At 48.1% G+C, this 23,171-nt stretch carries 25 protein-coding genes; 10 read left to right on the top strand and 15 right to left on the bottom strand.

What is annotated here, in order from left to right:
- Positions 1-4 precede the first annotated feature (4 nt).
- The 4 genes from trpD to trpB are packed head-to-tail and all read right to left on the bottom strand — an operon-like array spanning position 5 to position 4,224.
- Positions 5-1,000, bottom strand: a complete 996-nt coding sequence (trpD, locus tag E4T81_RS05580) for an anthranilate phosphoribosyltransferase (protein WP_135042240.1) — start codon at positions 998-1,000, stop codon at positions 5-7.
- A gap of 6 nt (positions 1,001-1,006) precedes the next feature.
- Complete coding sequence (locus E4T81_RS05575) at positions 1,007-1,570, bottom strand: aminodeoxychorismate/anthranilate synthase component II (RefSeq protein WP_135042238.1); 564 nt, start codon at positions 1,568-1,570, stop codon at positions 1,007-1,009.
- 15 nt (positions 1,571-1,585) lie between these two features.
- Positions 1,586-2,992 carry an anthranilate synthase component I family protein gene (locus tag E4T81_RS05570; protein ID WP_135042236.1) on the bottom strand — a complete coding sequence of 469 codons (1,407 nt, stop codon included), beginning with the start codon at positions 2,990-2,992 and terminating at the stop codon, positions 1,586-1,588.
- Between the two features lie 14 nt (positions 2,993-3,006).
- The gene (gene trpB / locus E4T81_RS05565) at positions 3,007-4,224 is read right to left on the bottom strand and encodes a tryptophan synthase subunit beta (RefSeq protein ID WP_135042234.1); all 1,218 of its coding nucleotides are present in this window, start codon (positions 4,222-4,224) and stop codon (positions 3,007-3,009) included.
- 337 nt (positions 4,225-4,561) lie between these two features.
- Between trpB and rbr the strand changes: the two genes are divergently transcribed.
- Together rbr and E4T81_RS05550 are read left to right on the top strand one after the other, a co-directional pair.
- A complete protein-coding gene (rbr, locus tag E4T81_RS05560; RefSeq protein WP_135042232.1) occupies positions 4,562-5,143 on the top strand; it encodes a rubrerythrin in 582 nt (193 codons plus the stop codon).
- A gap of 547 nt (positions 5,144-5,690) precedes the next feature.
- The gene (locus tag E4T81_RS05550) at positions 5,691-6,152 is read left to right on the top strand and encodes a hypothetical protein (protein ID WP_135042230.1); all 462 of its coding nucleotides are present in this window, start codon (positions 5,691-5,693) and stop codon (positions 6,150-6,152) included.
- A 150-nt stretch (positions 6,153-6,302) separates the two neighbouring features.
- Here the strand turns inward: E4T81_RS05550 and E4T81_RS05545 are convergent, their stop codons facing one another.
- A complete protein-coding gene (locus tag E4T81_RS05545; RefSeq protein ID WP_135042228.1) occupies positions 6,303-7,562 on the bottom strand; it encodes a histidine-type phosphatase in 1,260 nt (419 codons plus the stop codon).
- 38 nt (positions 7,563-7,600) lie between these two features.
- Between E4T81_RS05545 and E4T81_RS05540 the strand changes: the two genes are divergently transcribed.
- From E4T81_RS05540 to E4T81_RS05515, 6 genes are all read left to right on the top strand, one after another.
- Positions 7,601-7,873, top strand: coding sequence for a tetratricopeptide repeat protein (locus E4T81_RS05540; protein WP_135042226.1), 273 nt, complete (start codon positions 7,601-7,603; stop codon positions 7,871-7,873).
- A gap of 234 nt (positions 7,874-8,107) precedes the next feature.
- Positions 8,108-8,293, top strand: a complete 186-nt coding sequence (locus E4T81_RS05535; RefSeq protein WP_135042224.1) for a hypothetical protein — start codon at positions 8,108-8,110, stop codon at positions 8,291-8,293.
- A gap of 177 nt (positions 8,294-8,470) precedes the next feature.
- Positions 8,471-9,355, top strand: a complete 885-nt coding sequence (rfbA, locus tag E4T81_RS05530) for a glucose-1-phosphate thymidylyltransferase RfbA (protein ID WP_135042222.1) — start codon at positions 8,471-8,473, stop codon at positions 9,353-9,355.
- On the top strand, positions 9,342-9,758 hold the full coding sequence (locus tag E4T81_RS05525) for an FdtA/QdtA family cupin domain-containing protein (RefSeq protein ID WP_135042220.1): 417 nt from the start codon (positions 9,342-9,344) through the stop codon (positions 9,756-9,758). The genes rfbA and E4T81_RS05525 overlap by 14 nt, the downstream gene beginning before the upstream one ends.
- 12 nt (positions 9,759-9,770) lie before the next feature.
- Positions 9,771-10,883, top strand: a complete 1,113-nt coding sequence (locus E4T81_RS05520) for a DegT/DnrJ/EryC1/StrS aminotransferase family protein (RefSeq protein WP_135042218.1) — start codon at positions 9,771-9,773, stop codon at positions 10,881-10,883.
- 1 nt (position 10,884) lies between these two features.
- Positions 10,885-11,301 (top strand): FdtA/QdtA family cupin domain-containing protein, encoded by a 417-nt coding sequence (locus E4T81_RS05515; RefSeq protein ID WP_135042451.1) that lies wholly within the window; start codon positions 10,885-10,887, stop codon positions 11,299-11,301.
- 9 nt (positions 11,302-11,310) lie between these two features.
- On the opposite strand, the gene tpx is transcribed toward E4T81_RS05515, so the two are convergent.
- The 6 genes from tpx to E4T81_RS05485 form a co-directional block, all read right to left on the bottom strand.
- The gene (gene tpx, locus E4T81_RS05510) at positions 11,311-11,808 is read right to left on the bottom strand and encodes a thiol peroxidase (protein WP_135042216.1); all 498 of its coding nucleotides are present in this window, start codon (positions 11,806-11,808) and stop codon (positions 11,311-11,313) included.
- Positions 11,809-11,832: 24 nt separating this feature from the next.
- Positions 11,833-13,035, bottom strand: a complete 1,203-nt coding sequence (locus tag E4T81_RS05505; RefSeq protein ID WP_135042214.1) for a hypothetical protein — start codon at positions 13,033-13,035, stop codon at positions 11,833-11,835.
- Between the two features lie 53 nt (positions 13,036-13,088).
- Positions 13,089-14,132, bottom strand: coding sequence for an acyltransferase (locus E4T81_RS05500; protein WP_135042212.1), 1,044 nt, complete (start codon positions 14,130-14,132; stop codon positions 13,089-13,091).
- Positions 14,133-14,139: 7 nt separating this feature from the next.
- A complete protein-coding gene (gene ychF, locus E4T81_RS05495; RefSeq protein ID WP_135042211.1) occupies positions 14,140-15,243 on the bottom strand; it encodes a redox-regulated ATPase YchF in 1,104 nt (367 codons plus the stop codon).
- A gap of 442 nt (positions 15,244-15,685) precedes the next feature.
- Complete coding sequence (locus tag E4T81_RS05490) at positions 15,686-17,062, bottom strand: leucine-rich repeat domain-containing protein (protein WP_135042209.1); 1,377 nt, start codon at positions 17,060-17,062, stop codon at positions 15,686-15,688.
- 1,047 nt (positions 17,063-18,109) lie between these two features.
- A complete protein-coding gene (locus tag E4T81_RS05485; protein ID WP_135042207.1) occupies positions 18,110-19,105 on the bottom strand; it encodes a class II fructose-bisphosphate aldolase in 996 nt (331 codons plus the stop codon).
- Positions 19,106-19,286: 181 nt separating this feature from the next.
- On the opposite strand from E4T81_RS05485, the gene E4T81_RS05480 reads away from it, so the two are divergent.
- Together E4T81_RS05480 and E4T81_RS05475 are read left to right on the top strand one after the other, a co-directional pair.
- Positions 19,287-19,667 (top strand): START-like domain-containing protein, encoded by a 381-nt coding sequence (locus E4T81_RS05480; protein ID WP_135042205.1) that lies wholly within the window; start codon positions 19,287-19,289, stop codon positions 19,665-19,667.
- 282 nt (positions 19,668-19,949) lie between these two features.
- Positions 19,950-20,222 (top strand): GlsB/YeaQ/YmgE family stress response membrane protein, encoded by a 273-nt coding sequence (locus E4T81_RS05475; RefSeq protein WP_135042203.1) that lies wholly within the window; start codon positions 19,950-19,952, stop codon positions 20,220-20,222.
- A 32-nt stretch (positions 20,223-20,254) separates the two neighbouring features.
- Here E4T81_RS05475 and E4T81_RS05470 read toward each other — a convergent pair whose 3' ends face one another.
- The 4 genes from E4T81_RS05470 to E4T81_RS05455 form a co-directional block, all read right to left on the bottom strand.
- Complete coding sequence (locus E4T81_RS05470; protein ID WP_135042202.1) at positions 20,255-20,860, bottom strand: DapH/DapD/GlmU-related protein; 606 nt, start codon at positions 20,858-20,860, stop codon at positions 20,255-20,257.
- Between the two features lie 13 nt (positions 20,861-20,873).
- Entirely contained in the window at positions 20,874-21,263 is a 390-nt protein-coding gene (locus tag E4T81_RS05465; protein WP_135042200.1) for an MmcQ/YjbR family DNA-binding protein, read from the bottom strand.
- 20 nt (positions 21,264-21,283) lie between these two features.
- Positions 21,284-21,745, bottom strand: coding sequence for an META domain-containing protein (locus tag E4T81_RS05460; RefSeq protein ID WP_135042198.1), 462 nt, complete (start codon positions 21,743-21,745; stop codon positions 21,284-21,286).
- 156 nt (positions 21,746-21,901) lie between these two features.
- Positions 21,902-22,726 carry a DUF4595 domain-containing protein gene (locus E4T81_RS05455; RefSeq protein ID WP_135042196.1) on the bottom strand — a complete coding sequence of 275 codons (825 nt, stop codon included), beginning with the start codon at positions 22,724-22,726 and terminating at the stop codon, positions 21,902-21,904.
- Positions 22,727-23,171 lie beyond the last annotated feature (445 nt).

Genomic DNA, 23,171 nt, shown 5'->3' with positions numbered 1-23,171 from the left:
CTTTTCAGCTATTAAGGGTTACAAACCGGTTGAAACATTTAAGTGCGCTGCCGCTCCAGATTGACTCGTCGGCACGTTTTATCGCGTCATCAATCGATAGTGACTGATCGAGAGTGGCAAGGGCAAATGCGGCATTTGCAACCACGCAGTCATGTTGAGCTTTTGTCGCCTCGCCTTTAAGAACATTGTCAAATATCACGGCTGCTTCTTCAGGGGTGTCGCCACCGGAAAGGTCTTCCTCCCTTGCACGGGAAAATCCGAGCGATTCAGGAGTGTACATCTGTTCCTCGTCGCCTTTTGACACCTTGAACGGAGATGTCAGCGACACTTCGTCATAGCCGTCAAGCGAGTGAACTACCGTACACTGAACGCCTTCCTGCTGCGAGATATACTTATACAGTCTCATAAGCTTCAGATTATAGACACCTAAAAGACGGAATCGTGGTAGAGTGGGGTTGACAAGCGGTCCGAGCATATTGAAAAATGTGCGTACACCGAGAGATTTCCGTGCCGCCGCCACGCTTTTCAGTGCCGGGCTGAAAAATGGGGCATGCAGGTAGGCGACGCCACATTCGTCGAGCGACCGGCGCAGGCGGTCGCTGTCGGAGGTGAATTTGACGCCATGCTGTTCAAGCACATTTGACGCCCCTGATATTGAGCTTGCACCGTAATTGCCATGCTTTACCACTTTTTCGCCCGCTCCGGCGACAACGAAACATGATGCCGTGGATATGTTGAACGTGTTTTTGCCGTCACCGCCGGTGCCAACGATGTCGATTGCGTCTGTATCGCCGAGGTCGGGCTGCAACCGGCGTTCAAGCAAGGCGTCGCGAAATCCGCTCAGCTCGTCAAGGGTGATGCTGCGCATGAGATATACGGTCATGAATGCCGACAACTGGGAGTCATTATACTTTCCATCGGCGATATTCAGGAGTATGTCACGCGCTTCATCGCGCGACAGGCTCTTGTGTTCAAACATTTTCTGTAATATATTTTTCATTGCTCTTTACTTGCTTAGCCAGTTAGATAAAATTTTTGTACCCTCGGGAGTCAGCACCGATTCAGGGTGAAACTGCACACCCCTTACATCCAATGTCTTATGTCGTATAGCCATTATTTCCCCGTCGTCGCTTACTGCTGTAACCTCAAGGGTGTCGGGTAGCGAATTGCCGTCCACGACCCATGAATGGTAGCGCCCCACTTTAATGCGCTCGGGCAATCCGCTGAAGATATAGTCATCTCCGATGACGGTGATTTCTGACTGGATGCCGTGGTACACGTCAGCGAGATTGCGCAGTTTCGCCCCGAAACATTCGCCTATAGCTTGTTCGCCGAGGCATATGCCGAGAATTGATTTTGTGTCGGCATATCGTTTAATTAAATCAGGCATTATACCTGCCTCTTCAGGTATGCCGGGCCCCGGGGAAAGGATAATCTTGTCATATCGGTCTATGTCATCGATGGAAATCTCATCGTTGCGATATACTTCCGGAGTGAATCCAAGCTGACGCGCAGCGTGTACGATATTGTAGGTGAAGGAGTCGTAATTGTCAAGTATAAGAAGTCTCATTGTCATAGTGGGGTGTTAGTGTCCGAATGTCTCGGCATATTTTACCGCATTTACCAGCGCACCGAGTTTATTGTTGGTTTCCTGTAATTCTGTCTCCGGGCATGAGCGTGCCACAATCCCCGCGCCGGCCTGCGAGTAAAGCTTGCCGCCACAGCTCAGGAAGCTGCGTATCGTTATCGCCTGGTTAAGGCTGCCGCCAAAGCCGATGAACCCGATACAGCCTCCGTAGGTCATGCGGTTGTGAGGCTCTATTTCGTCGATGAGCTGCATCGCCCTTACTTTAGGCGCACCGCTGAGAGTGCCGGCGGGAAATGTCGCTGCATACAGGCTGTAGATGTCGGCATCGTCGGGAAGTGTGGCGCTGACCCTTGACACCATGTGGATGACATGGGAGTAATATTGAATCTGTTTTAAAAACTCTATATCCACAGTGCCTCCGCTACGCGACAGGTCGTTGCGTGCAAGGTCGACAAGCATTATGTGTTCGGCGTTTTCCTTGGCGTCGGCAAGTAGTGCCTGTGCGAGCTCGCGGTCACGTGCATCATCGCCTGTGCGCCTGAAAGTACCGGCTATGGGGTCGATATATGCCCGGTTGCCCTCCACGCGCAGATGGGTTTCAGGCGACGAGCCGAATATCCGGAAACTCCCGAAGTCGAAGTAAAACAGATAAGGCGACGGGTTGACACATCTTAAAGCCCTGTAGACATTGAACTCATCGCCTTCAAATGCCTGGCTGAAACGCCGTGACAGTACAATCTGAAACACGTCGCCCCGCATCGCGTGGCGTATGCCTTCCCTTACCATGTCCATATACCGGCTGTCGGTGATTGTAGATACTGCCTCGCCTGTGGCTTTGAAAGGGTATTGCGCCACATTGTTATTGCGCATGATGCTTACAAGTTCGTCTATGCGCGACTCTTCGCCGGGAGAGAGATGCTCGTAGACAGTCATCTGGTTTTTATAGTGGTTTACGCAGATTACAAACCTGTAAAGCACATATTTCATGTCGGGTATTCCCTCAAAACATTCATCGCGTCGGCTTATATCGACTTTATCAAAATAGCGCACGCAATCATATGCCGTAAAACCAAACAATCCGTTGGCATCATTCCATTTATGACCTGTCGAGTGGAACGACTCGACATACTCTTTAAGGCGTTGTGTCACCTCGCCCCTGCCTGTCACCGGAGTGACGACCGAGGTGCCGTCGGGATATTCGGCGACGGTGGTCCCGTCGATTACCGTGAATGACGCCACCGGGTTTACGCCGATGTAGCTTATGGAGTTTTGGGACGTGTGGTAGTCGGAGCTTTCAAGCAGCGCCGACTCGGGATATAGGTCACGTATTTTCAGATATATGCCTACAGGAGTCTCAAGGTCGGCAGGGATTATGCGTGATATTACACTAAGATTATACGTCATGATTATTCGGGTGGTTAGTTTTCGAGATTATATTGATTGCCGGTCATCAGTGACATGTAGGTGTGCATGTCCTTGTCGCCTCTTCCCGACAGATTAATGACAACTATGTCATCTTTATCAAACTGCTTTTTGTCAAGCACGCCAAGTGCGTGAGCCGATTCCAGTGCCGGTATTATGCCCTCGGTACGGGTCAGTCGGAAAGCGGCTGCGAGAGCCTCGTCGTCGGTCACGGGAATCACTTCGCTTCTTCCCGAAGTGGCAAGAAAGGCGTGCAGGGGTCCTACACCGGGATAGTCCAGACCTGCCGACACGGAATATGGCTCGATAATCTGCCCGTCGGGGGTCTGCATCACCATTGTCTTTGACCCGTGGATAATGCCCTCACTTCCGGCATACATTGTCGCGGCCGTCATGTCAGTGTCGACACCTTTTCCTGCCGCTTCCGCCGCGATAAGCTTTACGGCAGGATTGTCGATGAAATGATAGAACGCGCCGGCGGCGTTGCTGCCACCCCCGATGCAGGCTATCACATAGTCAGGGTCTTCCTTGCCTATGTGCTGAAGAAGCTGCTTCTTGATTTCCTCGCTTATCACTGACTGAAAATAGGCCACCATCTCCGGGTAAGGGTGGGGACCTACGGTGCTCCCGATCACATAAAAACTGTCGGGGTGGCAACACCAGTCGCGTATCGCTTCATTTGTGGCATCTTTCAGGGTCTTGTTGCCGGAGTGTACAGGCTCCACTTTTGCGCCGAGCATCTTCATGCGCTGCACATTGGGCTGCTGGCGTTCAATGTCGGTAGCCCCCATGTAGACTGTGCAGTCAAGATTCATCAGGGCGCATACTGTGGCTGTCGCGACTCCGTGTTGTCCGGCGCCGGTCTCGGCGATAATTCGTGTCTTGCCCATGCGCTTTGCAAGAAGCACCGAGCCGATGGCATTGTTTATCTTGTGGGCGCCGGTGTGGTTGAGGTCTTCGCGTTTAAGATATATGTTGGTGTCATAATGGCTGCTGAGACGGTCGGCGCGATAGAGCGGTGACGGACGTCCCACATAGTCACGCAGAAGGTCACGGTATTCGCGGTTAAATTCATCGTCGGTCGCGTAACGGTAAAACGCCTCTTTGAGCCTGTCGACGCTTCGATACAGGATTTCCGGGATGTAAGCCCCTCCAAACTTTCCGTAATAGCCGGCATCATCTACCGGGAGGATATGATTGAAAACAGTGTTCATAAAATAGTAGTAATAAATAGGTAATAAAAGAAGAAGCCATCGAAATTGACTTTTCGATGGCATGCTATAATAAAATAATAATAAGATAGATTTTTTCTGATTAAGACTATCCATAATAATGACGCCATCGATAATTATTGCCGATGTGCCACCAATAAATTGTATGGATAATTGAGATATTCATGTTGTTGTTTCTTTTCGTTGCAAATATACGTGGTTTTGTTGAAAATACAAATAATTTGCAAGAAAAGTTTTAAAAATATTTATAAAGTCGGTCTTTTGAACAATTATGACGCTGCAAGCGTTAAGATAGTGTAATTTATTTAAATCAAATCTTATGGACAAAAAAAGCATAAAGGGAACACAGACAGAGAAGAATCTTCTGAAATCATTTGCCGGTGAGTCGCAGGCTCGCGGTCGTTATACAATTTTTGCCGAGGTCGCAAAAGAGGAGGGTTACGAGCAGATAGCCGCCATCTTCCTTGAGACTGCCGAGCAGGAGTATGCCCACGCTAAGAGTTTCTTCAGCTTCCTTGACGAAGGAATGCTTGAGATTACCGCTTCTTATCCTGCGGGTCCGGTCGGTGACACCAAGCGCAATCTTCAGGAAGCCGCAGCCGGCGAGCATGAAGAGTGGGCTGACCTATATCTCGATTTTGCCCGCGTGGCACAGGAGGAAGGATTTCCTCGCATTGCATCTCATTTCAAGCTTGTAGCATCGGTAGAGCAAGGTCATGAGGCTCGCTATCTGAAGTTGCTTGAGCGTCTGCAAAGCGAATCCGTGTTCAAGGATGAAGAGGAAGAAGAGTGGCAGTGTCGTTATTGCGGTTATATCCATCGCGGAAAGTCGGCTCCCGGCAAGTGTCCCGTTTGCGGAAAAGAGCAAGGCTATTTCGAGCGCAAGAAAAATAACTATTAATCTGTTTTGTTGGAATATATATATGATTCTGTCCGGGCTGCCGTTGTCGGTAGTCCGGACGACTTTTTTATCATGATTACCATTACAGAGGTAGATGGCAGAAACTTTTAGTGCTATCCTTTTGCTCGGCATATATCCATTGTTTTGGTTCAATATCAATGTATATGTCCTAACCCAAACTTATTTTTGCACAAACTATTGACATAAACCGTAAAAAAAATGTAATTTTGCGGTTGGAAATAGAGCCGAAGAGTTGGCTCATTACATCTGAAAAGGTGTTATTTGAATTATCTTCTTTTAGTAAATTCTCGCAAAATTCGCTAATAGATAGAAAGATAACGAGAATAGCACCTGCATCGGTTGCTTATACTTACCCCTTATCGGGTATCTATATAGCTTCTCGGTGTGGGTTTGCTGTCTATCTTCTATCTAAGGCAATGCGAGAAGCCTACTAAAAGGGATATGCAGAGTACAATCCCACACCTTTTCTTTATCCAAATCTTAACCGCTTTGTAGGGATTGTGAAGCATTAAAACATTGTTTTGCAATGAAACACAAACTTTTACATCTACAGTCACTGGTCGCTGTAGCTCTGTGTGTCATTATGTCAATGGCTTTTACAAGCTGTAGCGATGATGACGATGAACCAGCAGGCGATGAATTAACCTCTATTATTGTGGGGTCATGGGCGCAAGATGGCGACAATGACATTTTAGTTGTCAATGCTAACGGGACTGGAGTCGGTTATGAAAATTTGACCGATTATCAAAACAATCATGAAGGATATAAATTCAACTGGTCTTATAAAGATGGTTGGGTTAATATTACTATCGACTTCTATGGTGAGACTCAAATTGAAAAAATGAGAGTCAAATCAGTCTCACAGAATAAAATCGTATGGCAAAGATACGCTATCCCCTCTGAAGACTATGATCCGTCAGAGGATGAATGGGATGGACACGATGCTTTTGGCTACTATGACCTTTGGACTTGGGAGCGTTATAAATAATTCTTTCAAGAAACATCATCAACAAGGGCTATTCTCCATAAAAGAGAATAGCCCTTGTTTGGTTTCCAACGGTTAACCGCGTTGCTAAGAAATACCTTTATTAAGCTACAGAAATTCCTGACAATGTAAACTCGATGGGCGAGGTGGCGGTTAAATCTGCATGTGGGCGGGCAGGCAGCGTCGGAGGTATTGGCGTGCTGTCGACCAGGGGATATATACAGAGTCGTTGCCGGGAATCAGAGTGACAGGCACTTCGTTGAGGTCAAATCTTGCATATAGCCTGCCGCTTTTAGCGCGAAACAGTATTATCTGTAGGTTGGAAGCCATCGGCACGACATAGAAGTTGCGCCAGTGGGAGTCTACGGTGTCGAAATAGTTGGTCATATAATAGCAGCCGGGTATGTGCATGAGCGACAATAGCGGCATCAGAGTCTCGGCATGACCGAACCGCAGCATTACACGCGTGTCGCTGCGTCGTTCGGCTACCTCGTCGGTGGTGTTTATAAGATTCATAAGAAGGTCGGCGGCGATGTCGGCTGGCACGGTCGATATTGTATTGGCTGTGCGTTCGAGGTATTGCCGGAGGTTATTGCACGACCATAGGCTGTTGTATTCATCGATAGTAAGAAATTTCAATACATCGACATCGTAGCCCATCGCGCTAAGTCCGGCAAGCAGTCCGTATTCGGTTATTGCAAGGTCGCGCATGTGCTCTTCATCAAGAGGGTATCCCTCTCCCAGCACACGCTTTACCGGCGCTACGGGAGCTGTCTCCGCGATATAAGATTTCAGTACATCGTCGTAAGGCTTGTCATTGCGATAGTCGATATAATCCTGGTCTATGTCAAAGGGGCGCATGAGCGGGGAGTTCTGACGTCCGGAGGAGGTGAATATCTCCAGCCGGTTGTTCATCCTTGCAAGCTGATGGGTGAAAGAATACATGCTCATGATGCATCTCGGGGCAAACGATGACAGCGCCGATACTTTTCCGTTGGCAAAGAGGTTGGGGTAGTTGGCAAACATTCTTGCCGCTATACCACGCTGCTCCGCCATGCCGAGTGAATCGAGCGCACCCCACTTTCCGTTGCTGCGGGTTATGACATTTTCAGTTACTGCAAGCAGTTCCCTGCCGAGCGGGGTTATGGTCCCAAGCGAGTCGGCATGTTGGAGAGCCCGTTTCATGGCGAGAGGGCGCGAAGCCGATGACGGGTAACGCGCACCGTGTCTGCCGACATGGTTGATCATGACCGGAGTAAGGGAGTCAGGATAACTTGCCGATTCTTTGGGGGTAGGGTAAGGCATGGCGCTACCCTCACACTGGATTGAATTGTAGGTTGCGGCTGCCGGCGACGCTGCATATAGACAGTGGACCGAAATAATTATTGAAAGAAGTGCTGTTATCCTTTTCATTGTTTGTAAATTTGTAATTTCAAAAATAGTAAAAAAATATGACATTACCTACCGAAGTAGCACATCTTATTGATAATAACGATATTGAAGCGGCAATTGTTGCCATCGGCAAGCTTATGGAGTCGGCTCCGGATGATGCGTCGCTATATTATGAGCGCGGGCGGCTTTATTGGCGCATGGAATGTCGGCGCAAGGCAATCAACGACTACACGACATCGTTGAGCCTTGATCCGTCGTCGCCGGCAAAGGGGGCATTGGCTCAGGCAATGGAGATAATGAACTTTTACGACAAGAACCGGTATAATCCCTAATCAGTGTTCTAACGAATTTTAAGCAAAAGGGTGTAGAGGTTGCTCAACACTGTTAATGTGTTTTAAATATTGATAGATTGTGTGTTACTATATTCATATTTTAAACACAAAGCAACCAAAAAATCATTAATAATTGAGGTTTGATGTTACTTTTTTTGTAGATTTGCAAATGTTTTCAGAGGCGACTCTGTTTTATCAACATTAAGTTTTTTGTGCAATTAGTTTAGGCGAATTATGGAAGAATCTGCAAAGAAAAGAGGCGGACGCCGCCCCGGTGCAGGCCGCAAAAAATCGACCGTAAAGCGTTATGGCTTTAATGCACCGGCGACAGTGCATGCGGTTCTCGAACAGGTTGACAGCATCACTGATTTTATCTGTGAGGCTGTTATAAAGCATGGGCAGGACAAAGGTCTGTGCTGACATAACTACCCAGGAATTTGATGCATGCTTAACCTAATGAAAAGGCTGTCTTATATTTTTATAAGGCAGCTTTTCCTTTTTTATATGTTGATAGAGATACAATATCATGGAATTTTTGTAAATTGCACAATATTACCTGACTTTTTGACAGGAGTCATTTATTAAACTGATGATACAATGAAAGGAATAGTACTCGCCGGAGGTTCCGGCACGCGTTTATATCCGATTACAAAGGGGGTCTCCAAGCAGCTCATCCCGATATATGACAAGCCGATGGTATATTACCCCATCTCGGTGTTGATGCTCGCCGGCATACGTGACATATTGATCATATCGACCCCCGACGATCTTCCCGGCTTCAAGCGCCTTCTCGGCGACGGCAAGTCGCTGGGCGTCAACTTCAGCTATGCTGAACAGCCTCGTCCCGAGGGACTTGCCCAGGCGTTTATAATCGGCGAGGAGTTTATCGGAGATGACGATGTGTGTCTTGTGCTCGGTGACAATATCTTTTACGGTCAGGGATTTACCGGAATGTTGCTCGATGCGGTGAAAGTGACTTCAGAGCGTGATGAGGCGGTGGTGTTTGCCTATAAGGTTCATGACCCGCAGCGTTACGGTGTTGTTGCGTTTGATGAGACGGGCAAGGCGCTGTCGATAGAAGAAAAGCCTGAGTTTCCTGTCTCTGACTATGCTGTCGTGGGGTTGTATTTTTATCCTAACGATGTGGTGAAGGTGGCGAAAGAGATAAAGCCGTCGGCGCGAGGTGAGCTTGAAATCACCTCGGTCAACCTGAACTATCTCGGACGTCAGAAGCTCGCGGTAAAGCGCTTCGGCAGAGGATTTGCATGGCTTGACACCGGCACTACCGACTCGCTGATGGAGGCTTCAAGCTTTATCGAGACTATCGAGAAGCGTCAGGGCTTCAAAGTGGCGGCTCTTGAAGAGATAGCTTTCCGCAAGGGATATATAGATGCGGAGCAGTTGTTGGCGCTCGCGGCGCCGATGGCTAAAAATGAATATGGTGCTTATCTTATACAGCTTGCGGAAAATGGCGTTGAGTAAAGTGCATACAATCGATTTCCCTAAGATCGAGGACCCGAGAGGAAATCTTTCGTTTATACAGGCGCCTGAACAGTTGCCGTTCAAGCTTTGCCGCGCTTACTGGATTTATGATGTGCCGGGTGGCAAAAAGCGGTGGGGGCATGCGTTTCATGCCCAGGAGGAGGTCATTGTAGCCTTGTCGGGGTCATTTGATGTAGTGTTGTCAGATGGTAACGACGAGCGCCGCTATCACCTGTCGCGCTCTTACTACGGGCTTTATGTGCCCCCGATGACATGGCGTTATATCGATAATTTTTCTACCAATTCGCTCGCTTACGTGCTGTCGTCGACGCTTTACGACGAGGCTGACTATATAAGGGATTACGATGAGTTTTGCCGTCTTGTGGCGCAGGGTGACAAATAAAAGACATGACTGATGATTAAATATCCTTTTCTCGACTTGTCAAAAGTGACCCGCCCCTATGCATCGGAACTTAAAGAGGCTTGTTGCCGCGTTATAGACAGCGGCAGATATGTGGGCGGTGATGAGGTGGAATCGTTTGAACGCCTGCTTGCCGATTCATGCGGCGCCGGATATGCCGTCGGGGTTGCAAACGGTCTTGACGCGTTGCGCCTGATACTCAGAGGCTATATCGAGCTTGGCGTCATGAGTCCGGGCGATGAAGTCATCGTCCCGTCCAATACCTATATAGCTACGGTGCTTGCCGTCACCGATATGGGGCTGAAGCCTGTGTTTGTGGAGCCGTCGCTTGCCACAATGAATATTGACGACACTCTGATTGAAGCGGCGGTCACGCCAAAGACACGGGCGATAATGACTGTGCATCTTTACGGGCAGCCTGCCTACTCGACGATTATGGCTGACGTGGCGCAGCGTCACGGGCTGAAACTGATCGAGGACAATGCCCAGGCTATCGGGGCGAGTGTTGACGGAATCAGTACGGGGCATCTCGGCAATGCCGCGGCGTTCAGTTTTTATCCTACAAAAAATATAGGTGCGATCGGTGATGCCGGTGCGGTGACAACCGATGACCGCGAACTTGCCTCGGCTGTAAGGGCACTTGCCAATTATGGCAGTTCGCGACGATACCATAATATATATCAGGGTTATAACAGCCGGCTTGACACTTTGCAGGCGGCGATGCTGAAGGTGCGCCTTGCCCATCTTGACGAGGAGACAGAGGGGCGGCGCGCGATTGCGTCGGTCTACGGAGAGTGCATATCCAATCCCGGAGTCATATTGCCGCGTGAACTGACAGGGCGGCATGTATGGCACCAGTATGTCGTGAGGGTGTCGGACCGCGAGCGTTTCCGTGCCTATATGAATGACTGCGGTGTAGGCACCGACGTGAACTATCCGTTGCCTCCTCACAGGCAACCGTGTTACATGGAGTATTCGGGGCTGTCGCTGCCTATAGCCGACAGGCTCGCGGCAGAGGTGGTGAGCCTGCCTGTGAATCCGGCATGCACTTCGCTTGACGATGCGCGTGAGATTTCAGAAATAGTAAACAATTACGATTATGAGTGATATGAAGGACTCCCGTATATCGGATTGCGGGATAGTGATGCTTGAGACCCATTCCGGCAAGCGGGAAGGAAACCTTACGGTTGTTCAGAATAACGGTGAATTTCCGTTTGAGATAAAGCGCACTTATTATCTTTATGATGTGCCGGGCGGAGAAAGCCGTGGCGGTCATTCCCACAAGGCGCTCCACGAGCTCATCGTGGCGGCGAGCGGAAGTTTCACCGTCACTGTGGATGACGGGACCGAGAAGCACACTTACATGCTCAACCGCCCTGACCGCGGGCTTCATATCGTGCCGGGAATATGGCGCACGCTTGATGACTTTTCCTCCGGTGCAGTGTGTCTTGTTCTTGCCTCCGACAAATACATAGAGGCGGATTATATCCGCCTCTATGAAGATTTTATGAAGTCGAAAGTTTAGAGTCAGCTCTTAGAGCATTTTCAGTGCAGCCTCATAATCGGGCTCTTCTGTGATTTCGCTTACAAGGTCGCGATAGATTACCTTGCCGTTTTCATCGATGATGATGACGGCGCGGGTCAGCAATCCTTTCAACGGACCGTCGACAAGCTCGACGCCATATTCCTTGGTGAACTCCGGAGAGCGGAATGCCGAGGCGGGATATACGTTGTTGATGTTTTCAAGCGTGCAAAAACGTTTTGCCGCGAAGGGGAGGTCCATAGACACACAAAGCACTACGGCATCTTTTTTAGACGCAGCCTTTTCGTTGAACTTCCTTACGCTCATCGCACACACTGCTGTGTCAAGACTCGGAAATATGTTTAACACGATTTTTTTGCCGGGAAAATCAGCCGGATGCAATTCTTTAAGGTCGGCGTCAACGAGGGTGAAGTCGGGAGCTTTTTCCCCTACAGAGGGCAGCACGCCTGCTGTGTGACACGCATCCCCCTTGAAATATACGGTTTCCATAATTATAAATTTATTTTGAGTTAGTCATTTCACGGACGATGCCGCTTTCTGTATAACAACTGACGACAGGTCATTGTTGTAACCGAGTATTACATCTGACACTGTGCCGTCGGGGCGACATATTATCAGAGTGGGGAAGGAAGTGGCGCCGCAATCACGGGCAAGCGGTTTGGCGCTCATCAGCAGATGTTCGCCTACGCGGATAGATGGAATAATGTGCTCGATTTCATCGACATTGTTGCCCGTGAACGCCCATATCACGTCGCTGTTAAACGGCAGCTTGTCTACAGCGTCGCGCACAGCCCCTACTGTTGCTTCGGAAAACGCTGCCTTAGGGTCGAGAAGCGCGATGATCGTTGTTGCTCGGAATCGGTCGCCGAGCATACGCGAATAGCGCTCGCCTGTCGTCGTGGGCAGTGCAAATCCCGGCAATCTTTGACCGGGAAGCTTCTCGATGGCGAAATTGCTTTCGCGGTATCGGTCAAAAATCTCCGGATATAGAGTAAGGAGTTTCTCCTCGCTTATGCTTTCGGTAGAGCCTGACGTCGCAGGCTTATAGGTGTAGGTCGCGTTTATTGACTGCTCGGCGAGTGCGCCGGGATTATTTTCGAGATTTACCATGAGCGGCATTTTTCCGGAGGCGTCGAAGACATACAGGAATTCTTTTAGAATCTGACCTGACATGTCCATCACGCCATCAACCGCAATACATTTTTTCCCGTTTATAACAGTGTCGGGATGCACGGTGCAGGTGTAGTCGGGGTTGTCCTTTATCTCGGCAAGCTGCTCAGCAATAAACTGAGGAAGGAGTTCTGAAAACTGCGCCCTGCGCTGTACTCCCGGCAGTGACGCCGCGCCTGTGCCGCGAGTCTTGAACAGGGTGCTGTCGCGGTCAAAGTGATATTCAAGGAGTCGGTCGCCGCGGAAATTGTAGGCGTGTCCGTCGTAATAAGCCGAGAAGCCTGTCGCATCGCCTGAGGGTGTGGCTACCTTCCAGTCGATAAGATAGTCACATGGAGAGAGGGTGTCGCCGGGTGCTTCCCATGATTGCAGGTGCAACGTGTAGTCAACATCATCCTGCAGTGACATCAGCACCGAGTAGTCGACTGTGGCATCAAAATGTCCTGTCGTTTTCAATGACGATATAACATCGTCTATCCCTTGGGCTTGGATTCCCAGGGGATAGACCGAAAGTATCGCCAGAAACATTTTAAGTTTCCCGTTCATAGATAAATAGAAGAATACGTTTATATCTATAACGGAAGTGGATGAAAAAAAGTTTATGACAGGCGCTTTTTCCGTGAGTTCATAAACGGTCTGCCGACAAGATTCCATGATATTACAGACAATAATACGGTCGAGAGAAGGACAATGGCAAGTGACGCCTCCTCAGGAAGAGTTCCCGCGCCTGCCCATACGCATACTTGGATTACAGGATAATGAAAAAGATAGATGTCGTAGGATATGTTGTCGTGGCGGCTCAACCGGTAGCCCCAGCTGCCGACAAGTGACACCCAGAGAACGAGTGTGGCGTCGACAAATGGCTGAATAGTAATGTTGTAATATGGTAATCCGTTGAGCGACAGGATTATGATGAGACACGCGATGATGATGTGCCATTTATATCTCATGAACCTGTCAAAATGAAAGTATATAAGCACGCCGGTATAAAAGTAGCACATCTGTCCGAAAAACTGGCGTGACAGGATGAAATAGATGTTGTTGCCGGTGGTGGCATAGAGATGATAAAACAGAAGCCTGTAGGCGACCGACAGCAGGATTATAACCACAAAGGTCATGGTGTTGTTCCAGCGAAATCGCTTGTAGAGAAAGTACACCAAAGGGACCGACAGGTATAGAGCCCACTCGATTTTCATCGTCCACAGAGAGCCGTTTACGGCGGTGTTGACAAAATTGTCGCCTTCAAAGACGCCCGGAAGTCCCGGATGCAGGAAATTCAGAAATGACAGGTTGGCGGCAAGATATTTGATTAAGCCGCTGTCACTGAAATATTGAGAGGCGCAAAGCGAGCTTACCGCAACAAGACCTATGGCGCATGCAGTCACTATAAATATATAGGGCGGGAGAAGCCTGCGCATGCGGCTTGTAATGTAGGATTTAAGGTCGGTGTGTCTGATGTAGCTCCCGAAAATGAGAAATCCGCTTAATGCGAAAAATCCTCCTACGGCAGTGTAGGAGGATGTAATCCAGGGTATGGAGTGCCCCGTGAGCAGATTGTAATGGGCAATCACGACACTTAGCGCGAGATAGTATCTCACGACATCCATGTTGTTGCGCCTGTCTATCTTTTGCGGGGCAGCCACGTGTCGTTTATACGTTGAAGCGGAAGTGCATGATGTCGCCGTCCTGCACTACATATTCCTTGCCTTCAATGCCGAGTTTTCCGGCTTCTTTCACTCCGGTCTCTCCGCCGAGATTTACGTAGTCGTCATATTTTATGACCTCGGCGCGGATAAATCCTTTCTCGAAATCGGTGTGGATTATTCCGGCACACTGCGGAGCCTTGGAGCCGCGCATGAATGTCCATGCCCTTACTTCATCGGGCCCTGCCGTGAAGTAGGTCTGGAGATTGAGCAGCGCATATGCCGAGCGGATAAGGCGGCTTACACCAGACTCCTCAAGCCCTATCTCGTTGAGAAATTCCTGACGTTCCTCCCAGGTGTCAAGTTCTGCGATGTCGGCTTCGGTCTGTGCCGCCACGATAAGCATCTGGGCGTTTTCATCCTTGATAGCCTCTCTTACGGCATCGACATGTTTGTTGCCGTTTACCGCCGATGAGTCATCGACATTGCATACATACAGCACCGGCTTATTGGTGAGAAGGAAGAGGTCGCGGGCAAAACGCTGCTCGTCAACGCTGTCAAATGTCACTGAGCGTGCGGGCTTGCCTTGGTCAAGCGCCTCTTTGAAGCGGCATAGCACATCATATTGCAACTTTGCCACCTTGTCGCCGCCGGTCTGCGCCTGCTTTTGGGTCTTAGCTATGCGCGCCTCTACTGTCTCAAGGTCCTTCAGTTGCAGTTCGTAGTCGATAATCTCCTTGTCGCGCACCGGGTCGACTGTGCCGTCGACGTGAGTTATATTGTCGTCGTCGAAGCAGCGGAGCACATGTATTATGGCGTCGGTCTCGCGGATGTTGGCAAGAAACTTGTTGCCGAGACCTTCGCCCTTGCTTGCGCCCTTTACCAGTCCGGCTATGTCGACTATCTCGACTGTCGCCGGCACCACGCTTTTGGGCTGACACATCTCGACAAGCTTGTTGAGACGCTCGTCGGGCACGGTGATTACGCCTACATTAGGCTCGATTGTACAGAAGGGAAAGTTGGCTGACTGAGCCTTAGCGTTTGATAAACAGTTGAAAAGAGTTGACTTGCCTACATTGGGAAGTCCTACTATGCCGCATTGAAGAGCCATGAATCTATGTTATTGAATAAGTTTTAATGTTGATAAAGCTGATTTAGCGCCACAAAGTTACTCAATAAAAGCGACATACGAAAGTGTTGAGCGCAATATCCCCGCCGCTTTGGGGCGGCAGCATTGCTGCATGGCGGGATATGGGCGCACCGAGGTGCACTCGCTTGACCAAAAACGGCAAGCGGCATTGGGCGGGCGGGTCCGCATGGTTTCCCCGAAGGTGCGCGGGGCGCGATGCCGCATGGTTTCCCCGAAGGGGATTGTCTTTGTTTAGCCGGGGATTGAGCGGAGCGATACCCCCGGAAAGATATGTATATAAAAAATGTTTCCGAAGGAATCATCTATTACATGCAAAAGATGATTCTTCCGGAAACAATATCTTGGTGGGACCTAAACATGGATTATCCCCTGCGGGGAAACGACCATGCCGCAACCATGCGGATTATTTTACCGCAATCTTCTCGACCTTATCGCCCCGACGGATAATATAGACGCCAGTAGAAAGATTGCTCTTGTCGCTGCCTACATACACGCCGTTGAGATTGTAAATCTCCACCGTCTCGCAAGCATCAGCTTCCACTGCGTCAATCCCCGAATATTCATATTCTACCTCTATGATATTAACAAAATTTTTCCATGGAGCTACAGTCTGAAAGAGTGAAGTAGTTCCTTTGGGGACACACAAAGTAGCTTCTTTGTAAATATTATCCGCGAACATGATTGCGTCTGTCCAAACAAGTGTTCTTCCGCGATACTTAATTTTCTTGATGCGTGAGCAGTTGCCAAATGCATTATACCCCAACTCATCAAGGTTAGCTGGGAGAGTTACATCTCTAAGAGCCTCACAATAGTAAAAAGCCTCAGTTCCGATAATCGTGACATTATCTGGTATTACAACTGAAATAAAACTATGGCAATAACTGAATGCAGATTCACCAATTGTCTTGACTGAATTGGGGATTTCCACAGAGGCAAGGCTCTTGCAACCATAGAACATCTTTTTACAAATAGTCTCAACTGAATTGGAAATCTCAACAGAGGCAAGACCTCGGCAATACATAAACGCAGATTCGCCAATAGTCTCGACAGAATTGGGAATTACTATTGAAGCAAGACTATTACATTGCTTAAACGCCGATTCACCAATTGTCTTGACTGAATTGGGAATCTCTATAGAAGTAAGGTTATTGCAATACATAAACGCATATTTGCCAATAGTTTCGACAGAATTGGGAATCTCCACCGAAGTGAGGCTGCTGCAAGCGTGGAATGCACCCGCACCAATTGATACAACTGAATTGGGAATTGTATATGATGTATTATTATTCCCCATAGGATACTGAATTAGGGTTGTTGCGTTTTCTGTATAAAGCACACCCTCGATAGATTTATAATGTATATTTTCATGATCTACATCAATAGAAACAAGACTGCTGCAAGCAATGAACGCCGATTCACCAATTGTCTTGACTGAATTGGGAATCTCTATAGAAGTAAGGTTATCGCAATACATAAACGCAGATTCGCCAATAGTTTCGACAGAATTGGGAATTTTCACAGAAGTGAGGCTACTGCATTTATAGAACGCCTTGTTGGCAATGTGGGTGACTATATAATTGCAATTGTCGTAATTTACTAAGGAAGGAATGATGAGGTCACCTGATAGCAACGTAGAACTTTTCTCAACCTCAACCTCATTGGAGTCTTCATCAATTACATAATAGCGCAATGTTTTTCCTTCGTAGGTAAAATCAAATACCTGCGCGAATGAGGGGAATGTTAACAGCCCCAAAAGCATTGTAAGTAAAAATTTTTTCATTTTGTCCGTAAATTATAATATTAGTATGATTCTGGTGGTTTATCAAGCTAAATTTTAGGATATTATTTCAATCTGTGTTTTTAAGGGTAAAGCAGTATGTTTGCCTTATGGACTCCTCTTGTCGGCGCGATTGGTTTATAAATGGAAAAGCGTAGGAATCTGTATCTGTTACCGTCCCTACCATCTGAGGCTTCTCGCATTGCCCTAACAAAGTCGGACGGCAACGCAGAAGCCCACGCCTGTATATGCAATCAAAGCGTCCGGCTGTATTTCTCACGAAATATCATGCCGAAAGCAAGATAATTACATATCCACGGGCATCTACCGTTGCTCAACCCTTGACTTTGTTATGAAATTTTGCGAGAATTCCAGATGGTCAAGAATCAGCGCGGATAAACGCTTTCTTATGTATTTTCACTACATCCCGCGCCGCTGAACCCCCTGACCGGGGTCGGCTCGGCTGAACCTCTCCCAACAGGCGTGGCTTCACGATACGGTATGCAACCGCAAAGTTATAAATAAATTTTGAGCAACAAAACGAATAACCGGAAAATTGCAGCCCGTTTTTGCGGGTTATGCGGGTTATGGGCGCATTTTCCCCGAAGGGGATTGTCTTTGTTTAGCCGGGGGTTGAGCGGAGCGATACCCCCGGAAAGATGCACAAAAGGCGGATGTTTCCGTAAGGAATCATCAATTACATGCAAAAGATGATTCCTTCGGAAACATCATAATGGGGCACGGGCTACCGGGGGTATCGCTTCGCTCAACCCACGGCTACACATGGATTATCCCCTTCGGGGAAACAACCATGCCGCGACCCTGCAGGGAAATTTTTTACCGCAATCTTCGCGACCTTATCGCCCATCTGGGAAGGGGCGCGATGCCGCATGGTTTCCCCGAAGGGGATTGTCTTTGTTTAGCCGGGGATTGAGCGGAGCGATATCCCCGGAAAGATATGTATATAAAAAATGTTTCCGAAGGAATCATCTATTACATGCAAAAGATGATTCTTCCGGAAACAATATCGTAATGGTTGACGAGCGTGGATTAAGCTTTGTCCTTGCTGCCAAGAACGTTCTCAATCTTGTGCTTGTAAAGCTTCTCCATTTCGTCACGAGCCGGACCGAGATACTTGCGGGGGTCAAACTCTGCGGGCTTCTCAGCGAGAACCTTGCGAACGGCAGCAGTCATTGCAAGACGGCTGTCAGAGTCGATGTTGATCTTGCAAACGGCGCTCTTTGCAGCCTTGCGGAGCTCTTCTTCGGGGATACCGATAGCATCGGGCAACTTGCCGCCGTAGTTGTTGATCATGTCAACATACTCCTGGGGCACTGAAGAAGAACCGTGGAGCACGATGGGGAATCCGGGAAGCTTCTCCATTACGGCGTCAAGCACGTCGAATGCCAATGGCGGGGGAACGAGCTTGCCTTCTGCATTGCGGGTGCACTGCTCGGGAGTGAACTTGTAGGCACCGTGAGAAGTACCGATTGAGATAGCGAGGCTGTCGCAGCCGGTGCGGGTAGCGAAGTCGATTACTTCCTCGGGATCGGTGTAGGTGTGGTGGTCAGATGAAACTTCATCCTCAACGCCTGCGAGTACACCAAGCTCACCTTCTACAGTCACGTCAAACTGATGAGCATACTCTACGACTTTCTTGGTGAGAGCAACGTTTTCCTCGTAGGGGAGGTGAGAACCGTCGATCATCACTGAAGAGAAACCGTTGTCGATGCAATCCTTGCAAAGCTCGAAGCTGTCACCGTGGTCGAGGTGAAGGCAGATCTGAGGATTTTCCCAGCCGAGGCTCTTTGCATATTCAACAGCACCCTGTGCCATATAGCGGAGAAGGATGGAGTTGGCATAGTTGCGCGCGCCCTTTGATACCTGAAGGATCACGGGTGAACGGTCTTCTGCTGCAGCCTTGATGATAGCCTGAAGCTGCTCCATGTTGTTAAAGTTGAAAGCGGGTACTGCATAGCCGCCCTTGATAGCTTTGGCAAACATCTCGCGAGTGTTGACCAAGCCGAGGTCTTTGTAACTTACCATGAATTTTAGTATTTAGTGAAAAAAATCTTTTTTACTTGTCCTATGACTGTTATTTTACGCATGCAAATATAAGCATTTTTCATAACTCCTCAAAAAATAATTAGGTTCAAGATTTGCCACGAAAATATTTGGGCGTATCGGTGAAATGTGCTTATTTCGCATTACAGTAATTTTTTTAACGATGGAAATGCAAAAGTATCAGTTGGAGTTCTCGATGAGAAGTGTGCCTGTGCCGCTTTTGTGGAGCTATATCTCGACGGCGTCAGGACTGAAGGAATGGTTTGCCGACCGGGTAAGCGTGTCGGGAAAGAAGTACATATTTGAGTGGGACGGTCATCAGCAGACGGCGACATTGCTCGGCATGCGCAACGAGCAGTCGGTCAGGTTTCGCTGGGACGACACCGAGGGGCGCAGCTATTTTGAGATGCGCATCTCGGTCAATGAACTGACGGAACATACGACGCTTACTGTCGTGGATTTTGCCGAGCCCGACGAAGCTGACGACGCGAAAGGACTCTGGGAGACGCAGGTCGACACCTTGCGCAGGGTTCTCGGATGTTGAGGCGACATATTGTGGCTTGAGCCGTAGCCGGGTGACACAAACTATTGCTGTGGAAGATTGTTGTATAAGTAAAATTATATCGACTATCTTATTTTTGGAATCTTATGAAGAGAGAGAGACAACAGCGAGTGACCACTTGGTTGTGGATAGGAGTTACGGTATTGATAGCATTGCTGTTATTGTGGCTTACAATCTTTGAATACTGGAACTCATGACCGTGCATGGACCTAATGGTCCGCGCACGGTGAACTTTTTATTTTAATCTTTAAACGGTAGTGTATTATGGCAGGCTCACTTTGGATTGTTTGGACAATCATCGGTATAATAGGCGGTTTTATGGTCGGACGTCTGGTCCACAAGGTAAGAAGCACGGCGTTTGCTGTGTGTGTCGGCATATGCGGTGCGCTTCTTGGCGGATGGCTTATGCTGCTTGTCGGCACCACATCCACCATGCAGACGTTGTCGCTTGTCGCGGCGGCGGCAGGCAGCGCGTTATTCTTATGGATATTGTGTCTTGCGACTCCAAAATCGGGTGATGATTCCGACGAGCTTTGAGCTTATGGCGAAAATCGGCGGGGTGGTCGCTTTCAGTCGCCGCAGCTGTCAAGCCCGAGCTGAATCATTTCGTCATCCTCGTTTCTCATTGAACACTCCTGCAGGGGCGGTATGCGCTTGATGAATCTTGCCGGATTGCCGGCTACGACAGTGTCGGCGGCGACATCTTTTGTGACTACGCTTGCCGCGCCTACTACAGCGTTGTCGCCTACGGTGACTCCCGGCAGTATGGTGGCTCCCGCGCCAATCCATGCGTTTTTGCCTATGTGGACGGGCTTGCAGGTGATTACCTGCCGCTCGTAAAGGTCATGGTTGTTTGATATGAGTTGCACATTGGCGGCTATCATGGCGCCATCTTCAATCGTAATGCCCCCTGCCGACATCATAAGACATCCGGGCATCACAACTACATTTTTGCCTATATTTACCATGTGGGGTCTGACGGCTGTAAGTGGCTGGCTGACTCTGCTGCCTTCTCCCATTGATGGGAAAATACTGTGCATGAGTTCTTCATACTCGGCTGTGCCGGGCATGGTGTTGTTAAACCTGAATATGAGTTGCGCCTGCTTGGAGGCAAGTGCCAGTTCTTCAGGCGTCTGCTTTGTCACGTCAATCCTTGTTTCGTGGTTGCTGTTCATGATAAGACCCTTGTTATGGCTTGCCGTTTGACGGATTGTTTTTGGGGCGGCTTGCCGTTTTCTTCTGATATTTTTCTCTTACAATGTCGTAGGCGCGCCTGACGCAGGCGCTGATTTCGCAGTCAGGGATGTCTCCGTTGAGGTTGAGCTGTATCCAGTAGCGCAGACTCCGGTTGAGCGGGTCGCTGACCGATGTGCGTGAGGCGCGTATTGCCGCAATCTCCCCGGGTGTCGACTTGACATTTACATAGTTGAAGTCGTCTATGTCAACGAAGCAAAACATGTGGTCGAGCGTATAAAATGCAAGCACGGAGTCATAGCGCCGGGCAAACTTACCAAACGGCATCTTCTCGGTCACTTCACCGAGTGACAGGCAGTAATCCCTGAACTCCTCCACATTCATGCCGACGCGCTGTTTTGTGATTATTCCGCGATTTTGTGAAGCACAATATATTGCGGTCCCTCCGCGCTGTTGAGGCGCGTGATGCTGTCGTTGATTACGTCTATCGTCGAGATATAGGGCAGCACCTGACGGAGCATGTCTTCTGTAGCCATGTTTTCACATGCCATTTCTGTCATGGCGCCGTCGCCAAGGATGATTGAGTCGCCGTTTATCTTGTACCAGCCGGATATTGAGTTGCAGTTGGTGGAGATAAAATATGTGCTGTCGTCAAACTCGATATACTGGCGCGGGTCTTCTATCTCCTCTGCCGGACGCACGTTAACCGAATCGTTTACCACGATATTTTCCAATAACCATTTGCCTTTGATGTCGGCTGTCGGCTCCTGAGAACCGGTATTTGTCGAGTCAGAGGCGGTTTTATTGCCTGAGCATGAGAATAGTGCCGCCGTAACGGCTATTGCTGAAAAAAACTTTATATTCATAACATAGTAATTTATACGGCAAAGATAACACTATAAACCCTTTCCCGCAATTCCGATGTGTGTTTATTCTTTGTTTTTAGATATATTGAACCGGCACCTGTGAGGATGTGTCGGCGCCGGTTCCAGAGTGTGTGTTTATGTCAATCTGGAATTAAACTATTTCCAGACATAAGTGTATGTGCCGCTTGCTTGTCCTTCGCTGCCTGTTCTTATATAATGGGCACTTTTAGGATAGTTGGATGAATCAAGTTCATATTCAAGTTCATAAATGAAGTTTCGTTTGTCGTTGGTTTGTGTGATTTCAACTCTGACAGGTAGTTCGGTTATCATATTTCCAAAATAGCCCATCATACCAAGTAGACAAACATCGCTGTTGATTTCAAAATATAAAGGATTAAGCCAAGAGGCATTAAGCATCATCAATATCGGTGCTGATGATTTTGTGCCGTCATACGTAAATTTTACATCATATGATTGCGACTCCTCTCCATGTTCTTTTTCAGTAGAAGTATATTGTATCAGATTTCCTCCCTCCCATTTGTAATTAATCTCAGAAGAGATGTTCAAGAAAGAGTTTGAAATGGTCTCGGTCGCGTGAATCAGCTGATTGTTACTGTTGTATTCAAATCTAAATATTCCACCATAGTTATCCTTTATCTCTGTTATACGGTTTCCGGTTAAAGTGCAATTCAATCCGCCAAGTGTGATTGATGAGGTTGAGTAGGTGCATTTTATGGTCTCATTACTTGCGTCGGTGAAGGAGGTGATTCTGTTTTGGTCATCATAGGTAAAATTGTCGTATACAGCGCCATTATTATATGAACCGCTGTAATTCACTTTTTCAAGATGACGCGGCAGCCCTATGCCTTGTTGGGTGATTGAACCTCCATTGTCTTTGTCGTCATCATTACTGCAAGATGTGATTGACGGGCTAACCAGCATTGCTGAAACAGCCAATGCGAAAAACTTAAATGTTTTCATTTTATTGTACTGTGTTTCTCATCCTCCATTGAAACGTCTTTGTTGTTGAACACAAAAAAGGTGTGAGGATTGTATTTTGTTTTATCCGGTCTCAGGTCTTGGTCTACCTAACTGCATGGATAAAACAATAGCCCCACACCGATATAGCTATATAGTCTGCCAATAATGGCAGGATACAAGCTACCGATGCAGGTGCTATTGCCAATCTCATCTTCATGCAGTTTTCAGACGACCAAGTTTGAGAACCGAAGATAAAATTTCAATAACACCTTTTCATAAAAATGTTGACTCACAATGTCAACTCTATGACATATGGTGAATCAATTGCAAATTTACAAAAAAAGTTATTGTCGGGGCACTAATGTAACATTAATATTTGTCAGTTTTTGAACCGTTACTTGTAATTAACTGATATAGAGTAGATAAAGAACGTGAGTTCGATATA

Source organism: Barnesiella sp. WM24 (genome assembly GCF_004570975.1).
Classification (GTDB): domain Bacteria; phylum Bacteroidota; class Bacteroidia; order Bacteroidales; family Muribaculaceae; genus Muribaculum.
Note: the sequence above shows the minus strand (reverse complement) of the source record. Positions and strands in the feature narration are given on the sequence as shown.